The organism is Cupriavidus sp. 10L43_2 (assembly GCF_056395265.1).
This window is the reverse complement of sequence record NZ_JBFTJE010000001.1, coordinates 1-13,616: the sequence shown is the minus strand read 5'-3', so window position 1 is coordinate 13,616 and position 13,616 is coordinate 1. Positions and strand designations below refer to the sequence as shown.

The window sequence follows — 13,616 nt, the reverse complement described above, 5'->3', positions numbered from 1 at the left end:
CAGCCGGCCAGCCCGCGCCACGCACGCGCGCACGGCGGCATCGATGCGCGGGGCATCAACGGCGTGGCGGAGGAGGAGGGCGGAGGCGTGCATCGTGCGCGAAAGGGTTAAGCCGCCAGCGTAGTCGAAATCCGCACTTGGCGTCAACCGCTTGCCGTAGACCGGGGATGACCTCATCCCGATATGTGGGGTGGCGCTCAGTCCTCTGGCCAGTACATCGCCTGGCGGATCGCGCCTAGTCTCGTAGCACGGGAACGGGACATTACAACAGAAGGGGACAAACCATGACGACACGTCGATGGATATCCTGGCTCGCCTGCGCGGCGACCGTCGCGCTGATGGCAGCCTGCGGCGGCGGCGGCGGGTCCAGCGGGGGAGGTACCTCGCCGACGGGCAGCGCCGGCAATGGCGGGAGCGGTGGCAACGGCGGCAATGGCGGGAATGGCGCGACGGCTGCCAAGTCGTACACCGTGGTGATGAGCCAGACCTCCGGCCAGGTCTCCGTCGGCAGCTCGATTTCGCTGACTGCGTCAGTGGTGGACAACAACGGCAACGACGTCACCGGCAACACCAGCTTCGTCTGGACCTCTTCGAACAGTTCCGTAGCGGCCGTGGGCAATGGCACGGTGCCGGGCAGCGGCGTGGTGACCGGCGTCGGTACCGGCACCGCCACGATCAGCCTGCTGGCCACCGTCACCGGCGCCAGCAACGCCACCACGGCGTTGCCGCAGGTCTCGGCCGTCATCACGGTGGTGGCGCCCGGCACGCGTACCTACAGCCTTGCGCTGCCTTATCCGGTGTTGTCGATGACTGACGGCCAGGTGCTGCCCGTCACGGCGTCCCTGATCGACAGTGATGGCGCGGACCGCTCCACGGCCGGCAGCGGCTGGAACTGGAGCAGCAGCACGGCGGCCGTGCAGGTCACCGGCGCGGTCAACTTAGGCATGCTGCGCGGCGTGAATGCGTCCGACACGGTGGCCCAGTCGGTGGTCTCGGTCTCGGTCACGGCGCCAGACAACTCCGTGCTGACAGGCGCGTTCCTGGTGTCGGTGGTCAAGACGGGCGTGGCGAGCTTCCGGCTGGTGCTGTCGCAGAACGGCGCCCAGATCAATGCGCTGAACGTGCTGAACGGCTATCCGCAGGTCTATGCGTCGAAGGTGGTGCGTAATGACGAGAGCGATGTCACACCGGACTTCAACGGCCTTTGGACCTTCACCACGACCTCGCCGTCGCTGGCCGTGCTGCCGGATGGCGCCACGCGCCTGACCACGGTCAGCACCAGCCGGCCGAATGGCGCGTCACCGCTGCAAAGCGTGCTCGCCGAGTTCGCCAGCAGCCTGTCGCTGACCGCGACGCCGCGCGCCAACCTGCTCGTCACCGAGCAGCCGACCTGGGCGCTGGTCTACAACGGTCCGCAGCCGCTGGTGGTGCCGCCGGGTATCGGGGCGACGATCGCGGTGCATCTGCTCCATCGCGGCATCGACGAAGGCATCTCGCCGTGCTTTGGCAGCTGGGCGTGGTCTACTGCCAGCAGCAACATCATCCTGAACCAGGTAGTGATCGCGCCGAACTCGGCATCGATCACGCCGCTCGCCAACGGGCCGTTCACGGTGACCGCGCGCTGCACGGCCGGACCCGAGGCGATGCCCGTGTCGATCACGCTGGCCGGCGTGGTGCAGTAAATCGGCTGGACGATGAAACCCGCCGCGCTTCCCGCGCGGCGGGTTTTTCTTTGCTCGTTGCCGATGCAGGATGGCGGCGGGCGTACCCGTTTCTGCGGGCGTCGGGCGGGTCTGGCAGGACGAGCGTACCCGTTTCTGCGTGCAGCGATCCGGGGTCAGAATGCAAAAACGGCGGTCGCAAGGACCGCCGTTCTTTGTCGGGATGGGCTCTGCGCCGTCAGGATTTGCGCACGAACCGGATGATCTGCTCGTTCTCCGGCGGGGCCGAGGCGGAGGCCGCAGGGGACGTATTCGACCCGCACGTGCCGCAGCCGCTATTCGTCTCGCACCCGGAGGCGCAACCGGCGGCGGCCTGCGGCGCCAGACGCCGCGCCAGCCATGCGCGCCAGCCGGTGGCGCCGGCGCCACCCAGGCGCACGGCCAGGGACGCCTTCACGCGTTCCCGCGTGCGCGGCATGTAGCGGCCCGTCACGTGGACCGCGCAAGCCGCCACGATCAGCGCGACCACCAGGATTTCGAAGGCGTGATAGAGCGTCATGGCCGTTGGACCCAAGTCGGTGTCGCCAGTTTCAACCTCGTCTCAACCAAATGCCAGCGCCGCACGATACGTGATGAACGACGCGAGGTAGGCCAGCCCCGTCAGGTAGGCCGCCGAAGCCGCCATCACCGCCCAGGAGTTGGTCTCGCGCCGGATCACCGCCAGCGTGGAAATGCACTGCGGCGCAAACACGTACCACGCCAGCAGGGACAGCGCCGTGGCCAGCGACCACTGCGCGGCAATCATCGGCGCCAGTTGCACGGCCACCGCGTCGTCGCTGCCCGAGAGCGCATAGACCGTGGCGAGTGCGCCAACCGCCACTTCGCGTGCGGCCAGACCCGGCACCAGTGCGATACAGATCTGCCAGTTGAAGCCGATCGGCGCGAATACATGTTGCAGCGCCCGGCCGAGCATGCCGGCGAAGCTGTAGTCGATGGCCGGCAGCGTGGCGCCTTCCGGCGGCGACGGGAACGTGGCCAGGAACCACAGCAGCACGGTCAGCGTCAGGATCACCTTGCCCACGCGCGACAGGAAGATCCGGGCACGCTCCCACAGGCCGATGGCGATGTCGCGCGGATTCGGAATCCGGTACGACGGCAGTTCCATCAGCAGCGGATGGTCGGTACGGTCACGGCGGAAGAACTTGAGCACATAGGCCACCACCAGGGCGCTGACGATGCCGGCCACGTACAGCGCGAACAGCACCAGGCCCTGCAGGTTGAACAGGCCGGCCACGGTGCGTYCGGGGATGAACGCGCCGATCAGCAGCGCATACACCGGCAGCCGCGCCGAGCAGGTCATCAGCGGCGCCACCAGGATGGTGGTCAGCCGGTCGCGCGGGTCCTGGATGGTCCGCGTGGCCATGATCCCTGGAATCGCGCAGGCGAAGCTCGACAGCAGCGGGATGAACGAGCGCCCCGAGAGCCCCGCGCCCATCATCAGGCGGTCCAGCAGGAAGGCGGCGCGCGGCAGGTAGCCCGACTCCTCCAGCGTGAGAATGAAGAGGAACAGGATCAGGATCTGCGGCAGGAACACGATCACGCTGCCCAGGCCGGCGATCAGTCCATCGACGATCAGGCTGTGCAACAGGCCAGCGGGCAGCCAGCCGCCCACGACCTCGCCGGCCAGGTGCACGGCGCCTTCGATGCCGTCCATGAGCGGCTCGGCCCACGAGAACACGGCCTGGAACATGAAGAACAGCAGCACGGCCAGGATGACCAGGCCGAACACCGGGTGCAGGATCACGCGGTCGAGCGCGTCATCGAGCCTTGCGGTGCGCGTCGGCATGGTCACGGCGGTGTCCAGCAGGCGCTTGACCTCGGCGTGCGTGTCCAGCTCGGACATCGCCTCAACGGACTGCGGCGGCACCGGCGGGGCTGGCGGCAGCACGCCGTCGAGCAGGTCGATCAGCGCCGCGGCGCCATCGCGCTTGACCGCCACGGTCTGCACCACGGGTACGCCGAGCGCCTGCGACAGCGCGTCGCGGTCGATCAGGATGCCGCGTTTTGCCGCGGCATCGCTCATATTGAGCACCACCACCATCGGCACGCCCAGCCGGCGCAGTTCCAGCACGAAGCGCAGGTGCAGGCGCAGGTTGGTGGCATCGACCACCGAGACGATGAGGTCCGGACGCGGCTCGCCGGGGCGCTGGCCCATGCAGACCTCGCGCGTGATCGCCTCGTCCAGGCTGGCCGCGTGCAGGCTGTACGCGCCCGGCAGGTCCAGGATGCGCACGCTGCGGCCGGCTGGCGAGACGAACTGGCCTTCCTTGCGCTCGACGGTCACGCCGGCGTAGTTGGCCACCTTCTGGCGGCTGCCGGTCAGGCGGTTGAACAGTGCGGTCTTGCCGCAATTGGGATTGCCCACCAGCGCAATGCGCAGGGCGGATGGAGGTTGTGCGACGGACATGTTGGCAGGGGGTCCTGATCGGCCTGTGGCAACGCCCTCAGGCGATGCGCTGGGCGGCGGAGGCGTCGGGCTGGGTAGCCGGGGCGATGCTGGAAACGGTGGCGCTTACCACTTCCACGGTGATGCGGGCCGCTTCGGCGCGGCGCAGCGCAAAGCGCGTGAAGCCGACCTGCGCCACCAGCGGGTCTTTGCCGAAGGGGCCGAACGCGATGATCTGCACCGCTTCGCCCGGCACAAAACCGAGATCGCGCAGGCGGCGCGAGATGGGATCGTTCGCGGTGGCATCGTCCACCGATTTCACAACGGCGGCCGTGCGCCGGGGCAGTTCAGACAACCGCATAGGTTTCCAGTGCGCAGGCAGGATCGCCGCCCCGCGAAGGTAAATAAAAATCGTTCTCGATTGTATAGCATTCGTGCGGCTTCGGCGCCGAAGCCATACCGGATCGCGGCAGAAGCCGTCCGTTTTCGTACGCGGGGGCGTTTCCTCCACGTCCGCGCGCGGGCTAGGGATTACGCCAGTATTCGCACTAATCTGGGGCCCGGGCGCCGGTATTCCATCGAATACCGCATTTGTGGTATTGGTCCGCCGGGAGGGGGGCGCTATGCTCCAGACACGCTGAACACCCCGTTCCACGCGTACTTCAGAGCCACTGGTCCTTGGACCGGTGGCTTTTTCTTTGGCGCACATTGCGCACCGGATTCTAAACGCCGGCCTGCGCGGCGGCCAGCCGGATGGTGTCGACGAAGTGGTCGCGCGCCGGATGATCAGGCGCCCGCTTCCACACGCAATAGACCTCGGACGGCACCGTGGCATCGGCCAGCGGCCGGAAGGTCGCCCCCGCCATGCCCGAGCGCGCAAGTGCCGCCGGCACCACAGCCACGCCCATCCCCTGCGACACCAGCGACACCACGGACAGCCAGTGCCGCATCTCGTGCCGCACCTGCGGATAGAAGCCCTGCGCGGCGCACATCTCGAAGATCCGGTTGTAATAGTCGGGCGACGCCTTGCGCGAAAACAGCACGAAGGGCTCGCCGCGCAGGTCGGTCAGCGCCACCTCGGCCCGTGGGGCCAGCGGGTGGCCTGCCGGCATGCAGCAGACAAAGGGCTCGCGATGGGCCAGCTCGGTGGCCAGTTCATCGGGCACCCGGCTGGTGTGGATGAAGCCCGCGTCGAGTTCGCCGTGTAGCAGGGCGTCGATCTGCTCCTGCGAGTTGAGTTCCGTCAACGCCACCTGGATGCCGGGGTAGCGGTGCTGGAACTCGTGCAGGCGCTGGGGCAGGCCCCGGTACAGCATCGAGCCGACAAAGCCGACGCGCAGCCGGCCCACCGCGCCCGCCTCGATCTCCCGGGCCAGCTGGCGCGCCGACTCGGCCTGCGCCAGCAGCGCCGTGGCCGACTCCTTGAACGCGCGCCCCGCCGCCGTCAGCCGCACGCCGCGGCTGTCGCGCTCGAACAGCCGCGCCCCCACCGATGCCTCCAGTTGCTGGATGTTGAGCGAAAGCGGAGGCTGGGAGATCGACAGCCGCCGCGCGGCGCGGCCGAAGTGCAGTTCCTCGGCCAGCACGAGGAAATAGCGCAGATGACGGAATTCCATGGCGATATAAATTTTGTATGGATCAAGCCAATTTTAGAATTAGACACGAATCGTTGGCGTTCGAATAATGAATCCCAAACAAGGAGACAGCCATGCCGACCAGCGCCGCCCGGATTCCGTCCGCTTCTTTGACCGATTCGCGAGATTCGTCTCAAGATATCGCCCATCCGGTACCGGACCGGCACGGCACGAGCCTGTTCACGGCCGACCCGGACCTGCGCGCGCTGCTGCCGCTCTACCTGCCGGCCGACCTGTTCAATCACATGCTGCCGCATCTTGAGCGCATGGGCGCGCTGGCGGGTGGCGTACTCGATACCCTCGCCAATGTGGCGGATCATGCACCACCCACGCTCTCCCATCGCACTCGCACCGGCCTCGACGCGCAGGCCATCCACAAGGATCCTGCCTATATAGAACTGGAGAAAGTGGCGTTCGCCGAATTCGGCCTCGCCGCGGCCTCCCATCGCGGCGGCGTGCTCGGCTGGGACAAGCCCATGCCGCCTGCGGCGAAGTACGCACTGACTTATCTGTTCGTCCAGGCCGAGTTCGGGCTGTGCTGCCCGCTGTCGATGACGGACTCGCTGACCCGCACGCTGCGCAAGTTCGGCGACCCGGCGCTGGTGGAACGCTATCTGCCCAACCTGACCACGCAGGTCTTCGACGACCTGTACCAGGGCGCGATGTTCATGACCGAGCAGGGCGCCGGCTCCGACGTGGCGGCCACCGCCACGCGCGCGATTCGGGACGACAGCGTGGAAGGCGGCTGGCGGCTGGTAGGCGACAAGTGGTTCTGCTCCAACCCGGACGCCGCCCTGGCCATGGTGCTGGCCCGCATGGAGGAGCCGGACGGCACGGCCACACCGGGCATCAAGGGTGTCTCGCTGTTCCTGCTGCCGCGCACGCTGGCCGATGGCAGCGCCAACCACTATCGGATCATCCGTCTCAAGGACAAGCTCGGCACGCGCTCGATGGCCAGCGGCGAGATCCGGCTCGAAGGCGCGCACGCGTGGCTGGTGGGCGAGCCGGGCCGGGGCTTCGTGCAGATGGCGGACATGATCAACAACTCGCGGCTCTCCAACGGCGTGCGGGCGGCCGGGCTGATGCGCCGCGCGCTGACCGAGGGGCAGTTCATCGCCCGGGAACGGCGCGCGTTCGGCAAGCGGCTGGTGGACATGCCGCTGATGCGTCGGCAGCTGCTCAAGCTCACGCTGCCCACCGAGCAGGCCCGCACGATGGTGTTCCAGACCGCCGAGGCGCTGCGCCGCGCCGACGCGGGCGAGGCCGATGCCTACCCGCTGATGCGCGTGCTGACGCCGCTGATCAAGTTCCGCGCCTGCCGTGACGCACGCAAGGTCACCGGCGACGCTATGGAGATCCGCGGCGGCTGCGGCTATATCGAGGAATGGAGCGACCCGCGCCTCGTCCGCGATGCGCACCTGGGGTCGATCTGGGAGGGTACGAGCAATATCGTCGCGCTGGATGTGCTGCGCGCCATCCGCCGCGAGGGCTCGCTGCCCGTGCTCCAGACGTATCTGGCTGGCCTGCTGGCCGATACGCCGATGCATGCCACGGCTCGGGCCACCTTCGCGCAGGCCATCGCCAACGCCGCCGCGCTGGCTGCACGCGCCGCCGAGGCCGGTGCCGAAGGCGATGTGCTGGCCCGCCAGGCCGCCTCCGCGCTGTACCACGTGACCAGCGCCGTGGCGATGGCGTGGGAAGCGGGCCGCATCGGCTCGGTCCGTCGCATGCGGCTGGCGCAACTGGTGCTGGTGTACCGCGTGCTGCCGCAGGACCCGCTGGCCGGCGGCGCCGAGCCGGCATGGCTGGCCGAGACTGTCGCGCCGCCCGAGGACGGCGCGCTGCGCCCCGCCGGCCAACTCGACGAGATCAACGTGTTTTGACCTGTTTTGACGTGTTCCTGCGTTCCAAATAGACAAAAAAGCCTCACCCGGAGACAAACCATGCCCCCCAAGCTTCATTGGCACCGCCGCGCGGCCCTGGCGGCCTTCACCGCGCTCGCCGCCGCCACGCTCGGCCTTGCCGCCGCGCCCGCCTTCGCCCAGAAGGACTTTCCGACCAAGCCGATCATGATGGTGGTGACCTACCCGCCGGGCGGCCCCACCGATGCGATGGCCCGCACACTGGCCGCCGCGCTCAAGAGCAGCCTGGGCCAGCCCGTGGTGGTGGAGAACCGCGCCGGCGCCGGCGGCAATATCGGCGCGGAGGCGGTGGCGCGCGCCGAGCCGGACGGCTACACGCTGATGTTCGGCACCTCGGCGCCGCTGGCCATCAACGTGAGCCTGTATCGGAAGATCAACTACGACCCGGTGAAGAGCTTCGCGCCGGTGATCCAGATCGGCCATCTGCCGAACGTGCTGGTGGTGAACGCCAACGTGCCGGCCAAGAACGTGCAGGAGCTGATTGCCTACGGCAAGGCGCATCCGGGCAAGCTGACCTATGCGTCGTCGGGCAACGGCGCGTCGTCGCATCTGGCCGGCGTGCTGTTCAACAACCTCGCCGGCACCGACTTCCAGCACATTCCGTACAAGGGCACCGGCCCGGCGCTCAATGACCTGCTGGGCGGGCAGGTCAGCATGACGTTCACCGACGTGCTGACCGCGCTGCCATTCATCAAGAGCGGCAAGGTGCGCGCGCTGGGCGTGACCACGCGCGGCCGCTCGCAAGCGCTGCCTGACGTGCCGACCGTGGCCGAGCAGGGCGTGCCCGGCTTCGACGTGTCCGTATTCTTCGGCGTGGTGGCGCCCGCCGGCACGCCGCCGGAGGTGATCCGCAAGCTCAACGGCGCCTTCGCCGAGGCGCTCAAGCAGCCCGAAGTCCGTCAGACGCTGGTGGCGCAGGGGCTGGAGTTCGCGCCGTCCACCTCGCCCGAGCAGCTCGGCGGCTTTGTGAAGTCGGAAGTCACCAAGTGGCGCGCCGTGGTACAAAAGTCGGGTGCGCAGCTCGACTGACGCGCGCAAGCCATCCAAAAAGAACGATAGCGAGGTAGACACCATCATGACGACGCCCCCCACTCCCGGCGCGCTGGCCGGCATCCGCGTGGTTGATTTGTCGCGCATCCTGGGCGGGCCGTTCTGCGGCCAGATCCTGGGCGACCACGGCGCCGACGTGCTCAAGATCGAGCCACCGCAGGGCGACGACACGCGCACCTGGGGCCCGCCGTTCCGCGACGGCGTGGCGTCGTACTACTTCGGCCTGAACCGCAACAAGCGGGTGATGCGGCTGGACCTCACCGCCGATGCGGACCGCGAGGTGCTGCTGTCGCTGCTGGCCGAGGCCGATGTGATGGTCGAGAACTTCAAGACCGGCACGCTCGAGAAATGGGGGCTGGGCTACGACGTGCTGTCGCAGCGCTTTCCGCGCCTGGTGCACTGCCGGGTGTCCGGGTTTGGCGCCGATGGCCCGCTGGGCGGGCTGCCCGGCTACGACGCGGCGATCCAGGCCATGGCCGGCATCATGAGCATCAATGGCGAGGCCGATGGTGACCCGCTGCGCGCCGGCCTGCCCGTGGTGGACATGGTCACCGGCCTGAACGCGGCGCTGGGCGTGCTGCTGGCGCTGCAGGAGCGCGCGCGCAGCGGGCGCGGCCAGTTCGTCGAGGCGGCGCTGTACGACTCGGGGCTCTCGCTGCTGCATCCGCACGCGGCCAACTGGTTCATGAGTGGCAAGACACCGACACGCACCGGTAACGCCCATCCCAATATCTATCCGTACGACACGGTGGCCACGGCCACGGACCCGATCTTCCTGGCCGTGGGCAACGATCGCCAGTTCCGTATCCTGTGCGAGCACCTCGGCGTGCCCGCGCTGGCCGATGACGAACGCTACGCCACCGCCGGCGCGCGCTCGGTCAATCGCGATTCGCTGAAAGTGGAACTGGAAGCGCGCATGGGCACGCATGATGGCAAGGCGCTGGCCGATGCCCTGGCGGCGGCCGGGGTGCCGTGCGCGCCGGTGCTGTCGGTGCCGGACGCCCTCCAGCATCCGCACACCGCGCACCGCGAGATGGTGGTGGAGATGCCCGGCGGCTACAAGGGCCTCGGCGCGCCGGTCAAGCTGAGCCGCACGCCGGCCACGTACCGCTACGCGCCCTTGGCGGAGGGCAACCAGTTCCTGCCGCGCGAGGCCGCGAAAGAGGGCTGATCCGTCGCAATCTCATCGCGCGGCAACGGGAGCGTACCCGTTGCTGCGCATTGAATGCCAATGCATTCAACGAGTTAACAATCGCCTACACCAGCGCCGCCGTGGACAGTTCGCGCTTCACGTAGGCATAGAAGATCGGTCCCGCAATCACGCCGGGTATACCGTAGAGCGTTTCCATCACCAGCATCACCGTCAGCAGCTCCCACGCGGCCGCCTGTATACGCGCGCCGATGATGCGCGCGTTCAGGAAGTACTCGAGCTTGTGGATCACCACGAGGTATACCAGCGACACCACGGCAATCGGCAGGGACACCGACAGCGACGCCACGAAGATCGCCGTGTTCGAGATCAGGTTGCCGAGCACCGGCAGCAGCCCCGCGATGAAGGTGATGGCCACGAGCGTCTTCGAGAGCGGCAGGTGCTGGCCGAACAACGGCATCACCACCAGCAGGTAGATCGCCGTCAGGATGGTGTTGATCAGCGAGATCTGCACCTGCGCGAAGATGAACTGCGAGAAGGCCACTTGCAGCGTGCTCGCATGGGCGATCAGTGCGCTGGCCAACGGACGGCGATTGGGGCGCGAGATGGCGCGGTACAGCGCTACCATCGCCCCGATCACGAAGCCGATCAGGATATGCAGCAGCGTGCGCAGGATGTCCGCGCCGAGCCGCTGCGCCATCTGGGCGTGCTCGCGCAGGGTGGTGATCAGCGTGGTGGCGAGTTCTTCCACGCCGCGCGGCAGGGAGTCGCTCACCCAGGGCGGCATCTGGTTGCGGGAGCGGTCGATGATGTCGGCGGCGTGGTCCATCAGCCGTTCGAGCGTGTTGCCGTCGCCGCTGATAAAGCGCACGAGCGCCCAGATGCCGCCGCTCAGGGCGAAGAGGATGATCGCGGACAGGATCAGCACGGCCAGCGCGTCCCGCCGGGAATGCCGTGTGAGGCGCGGGGCCAGCACTTCGACCAGCGAATACAGCAGCAGCCCGGACAGCAGGGCCGCCACGAGGTTGGCCTGCATCACCAGCAGGAGCGCGCCGGCGGTCAGCGCATATGACGCCGCCGTGACACTGAACCAGCTGCCCGGCGTCAGGCGCCGGACGGGGTGGAGCGGATCGGGGTTGGGCGTGCCGTCTCCGGTCTGGGGGCGGCCTGGCGTGCGGTCTTGTTCCACCTGCGGCATGTCTCGGCTGTCGCGTTCGCGTTGGGTTGAAGGGTTGGGCGCATCGATTGTCGGCGCGCGGCGCGCCAATAGCAAGTCACATCGGGCGTGAAACTTGCGTGCCAGCTCGCGTATATTGAAGTCACGCAGCGCACGCTTTCCTCCCGGAGATCTGACGCCATGCCCTTCACCCATACCGTCGGCACGCGCCGGCATGTCTTTGCCGACTTGCGCACGCTGCTGGCCCGGGCCAGCCCGGCGCGCTCGGGCGACGCGCTGGCCGGCATCGCCGCCGGGGACGAGGAGGAGCGCATGGCCGCGCGCATGGCGCTGGCGGATGTGCCGCTCGGACACTTCCTCTCCGAAGCGCTGATTCCCTATGAGGACGACGAGGTCACGCGGTTGATCGTCGATCGCCACGATGCCGCCGCCTTCGCCGAGATCGGCGCGCTGACCGTGGGCGGTTTCCGGGACTGGCTGCTGCGCCACGAGACCGACGAGGCCACGCTGCGCCGCGTGGCGCCCGGCATCACGCCCGAGATGGCGGCGGCGGTCAGCAAGCTCATGCGCAATCAGGATTTGATCGCCGTGGCGCGCAAGTGCCGCGTGGTCACGCGGCTGCGCAGCACCATCGGCCTGCCAGGCAGGCTGGCCGTGCGCCTGCAGCCCAATCATCCCACCGACGACCCGCGCGGCATCGCCGCGTCCATCATCGACGGCCTGCTCTACGGCTGCGGGGACGCCACCATCGGCGTGAACCCGGCTGGCGATAACCTCGCCGCCATCGTCAAGCTGCTACGGCTGATCGACGATGCGCGCACGCGCTACGACGTGCCGACTCAGTCCTGCGTGCTGACCCACGTCACCAACACACTGCGGGCGATGGAACTGGGCGCGCCGGTGGACCTCGTGTTCCAGTCCGTGGCCGGCAGCCAGCGCGCCAACGAGGCGTTCGGCATCTCGCTGGCCCTGCTCGACGAAGCCCGGCAGGCGGCGCTGGCGCTGCAGCGCGGCACGGTGGGGGACAACGTCATGTACTTCGAGACCGGCCAGGGCAGCGCGCTGTCCGCCAACGCGCACCATGGCGTGGACCAGCAGACCATGGAGGCGCGCGCCTACGCCGTGGCGCGTGCGTTCGAGCCGCTGCTGGTGAATACCGTGGTCGGCTTCATCGGCCCCGAGTACCTGTACGACGGGAAGCAGATCATCCGCGCCGGGCTCGAAGACCATTTTTGCGGGAAGCTGCTGGGCGTGCCGATGGGCTGCGACGTCTGCTACACCAACCACGCCGAGGCCGACCAGGACGACATGGACACGCTGCTGACGCTGTTCGGCGTGGCCGGCATCAACTTCATCATGGGCGTGCCGGGCGCGGACGACATCATGCTCAACTACCAGAGCACGTCGTTCCACGATGCGCTGTACCTGCGCGAGGTGCTCGGCCTGCGCCCCGCGCCGGAGTTCGAAGCGTGGCTGCAACGGATGGGCATCCTCGACGATGCCGGCCGGGTGCTGGAGCCGGCCGCGCGCGCGCCCCTGCTGGACCTGGCGCGCACGCTGTAACGCACGATGGAGCCGATCATGCCCAAGCCGCCCGCCGACATCGATCCCTGGACCCAGTTGCGCCAGTACACCCGGGCGCGCGTGGCGCTGGGCCGCACCGGCCACGCGCAGAAGACGGGGGATGTGCTCGCCTTCGGCCTCGCCCACGCGCAGGCGCGTGACGCGGTGCACCTGCCGCTCGACGTCACGGCCATCGACATGGCCTTGCAGGAGGCGGGACTTACCGCGCAGCACGTCCACAGCGCGGCACCGGACCGCGACCAATACCTCCGCCGCCCCGACCTCGGCCGCCGGCTGGACGCCGAAAGCTACGAAGCGCTGGCCAACGAGCGGCCCGCCCAGACCCCCGACGCCGTGTTCGTGATTGCTGACGGCCTCTCCGCGCTGGCCGCGCAACGCCACGCCGTGCCGCTGCTGCGCGCCGTGCTGGCGCGGCTGGCCGACTGGCACATCGGCCCGGTCGTGGTGGCCCGCCAGTCCCGCGTGGCCCTCGGCGACGAAATCGGAGATCTCCTAGGCGCCCGCCAGATCGTGATGTTGATCGGCGAACGGCCCGGCCTCAGTTCGCCGGATAGTCTTGGGATTTATCTGACCTACGACCCGAAGCCCGGACGGACCGACGCGCAGCGGAACTGCATCTCGAATGTCAGGCCGGAGGGATTGCCATACGCGACAGCGGCGGAAAGGCTGGTGTTTTTGATGCGCGGCGCGGTGGCGCTGGGAAGGTCGGGGGTGGAGTTGAAGGAGGATAGTGAGGGGGGCGACCCCGTCGGGCTGCCGGGCTAGCGGGAAAACGCCCTGCCGGCGTATTTCAGGGTTTTACGATTGTAGTGGTTCGCTCGTCGCTTTTAGTATGCCGCATGTGCAGTGCCAGACACTGCGGCGGCTACGGAGCGATGACTGATGGCAGAGGGTTTCGACGCGCTCGGCGCAACGTTGAGCGGGCAGCAGCAGTACTTCCTTAAGGTTCCCGGCGCGGCCAGCGCCGGGGCATTGTCGGTGGTGTCGTTCGA

The 13,616-nt window shown here is 68.3% G+C and carries 11 protein-coding genes; 6 read left to right on the top strand and 5 right to left on the bottom strand.

Going from position 1 to position 13,616, the window contains the following annotated elements:
* Window positions 1–284 precede the first annotated feature (284 nt).
* A complete protein-coding gene (locus AC1DEL_RS00055; RefSeq protein ID WP_477125137.1) occupies window positions 285–1,682 on the top strand; it encodes a hypothetical protein in 1,398 nt (465 codons plus the stop codon).
* Between the two features lie 217 nt (window positions 1,683–1,899).
* On the opposite strand, the gene AC1DEL_RS00050 is transcribed toward AC1DEL_RS00055, so the two are convergent.
* From AC1DEL_RS00050 to AC1DEL_RS00035, 4 genes are all read right to left on the bottom strand, one after another.
* Window positions 1,900–2,220 (bottom strand): DUF6587 family protein, encoded by a 321-nt coding sequence (locus tag AC1DEL_RS00050; protein WP_092294303.1) that lies wholly within the window; start codon window positions 2,218–2,220, stop codon window positions 1,900–1,902.
* A gap of 42 nt (window positions 2,221–2,262) precedes the next feature.
* Window positions 2,263–4,128, bottom strand: a complete 1,866-nt coding sequence (gene feoB, locus AC1DEL_RS00045; RefSeq protein WP_477159046.1) for a ferrous iron transport protein B — start codon at window positions 4,126–4,128, stop codon at window positions 2,263–2,265.
* Between the two features lie 37 nt (window positions 4,129–4,165).
* Entirely contained in the window at window positions 4,166–4,468 is a 303-nt protein-coding gene (locus AC1DEL_RS00040) for a FeoA family protein (protein WP_092294307.1), read from the bottom strand.
* Between the two features lie 361 nt (window positions 4,469–4,829).
* Window positions 4,830–5,723, bottom strand: coding sequence for a LysR family transcriptional regulator (locus AC1DEL_RS00035; RefSeq protein ID WP_092294309.1), 894 nt, complete (start codon window positions 5,721–5,723; stop codon window positions 4,830–4,832).
* 92 nt (window positions 5,724–5,815) lie between these two features.
* Between AC1DEL_RS00035 and AC1DEL_RS00030 the strand changes: the two genes are divergently transcribed.
* Genes AC1DEL_RS00030 through AC1DEL_RS00020 form a run of 3 tightly spaced genes read left to right on the top strand, consistent with a single transcriptional unit; the run spans window position 5,816 to window position 9,884 of the window.
* Complete coding sequence (locus tag AC1DEL_RS00030) at window positions 5,816–7,624, top strand: acyl-CoA dehydrogenase family protein (protein WP_477110383.1); 1,809 nt, start codon at window positions 5,816–5,818, stop codon at window positions 7,622–7,624.
* Between the two features lie 60 nt (window positions 7,625–7,684).
* Window positions 7,685–8,692: a Bug family tripartite tricarboxylate transporter substrate binding protein gene (locus tag AC1DEL_RS00025; protein WP_092294313.1), complete on the top strand. Its 1,008-nt coding sequence runs from the start codon at window positions 7,685–7,687 to the stop codon at window positions 8,690–8,692.
* Between the two features lie 46 nt (window positions 8,693–8,738).
* Window positions 8,739–9,884 (top strand): CaiB/BaiF CoA transferase family protein, encoded by a 1,146-nt coding sequence (locus AC1DEL_RS00020; RefSeq protein WP_477125138.1) that lies wholly within the window; start codon window positions 8,739–8,741, stop codon window positions 9,882–9,884.
* Window positions 9,885–9,969: 85 nt separating this feature from the next.
* Here AC1DEL_RS00020 and AC1DEL_RS00015 read toward each other — a convergent pair whose 3' ends face one another.
* Window positions 9,970–11,061 carry an AI-2E family transporter gene (locus tag AC1DEL_RS00015; protein ID WP_477125139.1) on the bottom strand — a complete coding sequence of 364 codons (1,092 nt, stop codon included), beginning with the start codon at window positions 11,059–11,061 and terminating at the stop codon, window positions 9,970–9,972.
* Window positions 11,062–11,220: 159 nt separating this feature from the next.
* Between AC1DEL_RS00015 and AC1DEL_RS00010 the strand changes: the two genes are divergently transcribed.
* Both AC1DEL_RS00010 and eutC read left to right on the top strand, forming a co-directional pair.
* The gene (locus tag AC1DEL_RS00010; RefSeq protein ID WP_477109022.1) at window positions 11,221–12,603 is read left to right on the top strand and encodes an ethanolamine ammonia-lyase subunit EutB; all 1,383 of its coding nucleotides are present in this window, start codon (window positions 11,221–11,223) and stop codon (window positions 12,601–12,603) included.
* Between the two features lie 18 nt (window positions 12,604–12,621).
* On the top strand, window positions 12,622–13,389 hold the full coding sequence (gene eutC / locus AC1DEL_RS00005) for an ethanolamine ammonia-lyase subunit EutC (RefSeq protein ID WP_477125140.1): 768 nt from the start codon (window positions 12,622–12,624) through the stop codon (window positions 13,387–13,389).
* Window positions 13,390–13,616: the final 227 nt, after the last annotated feature.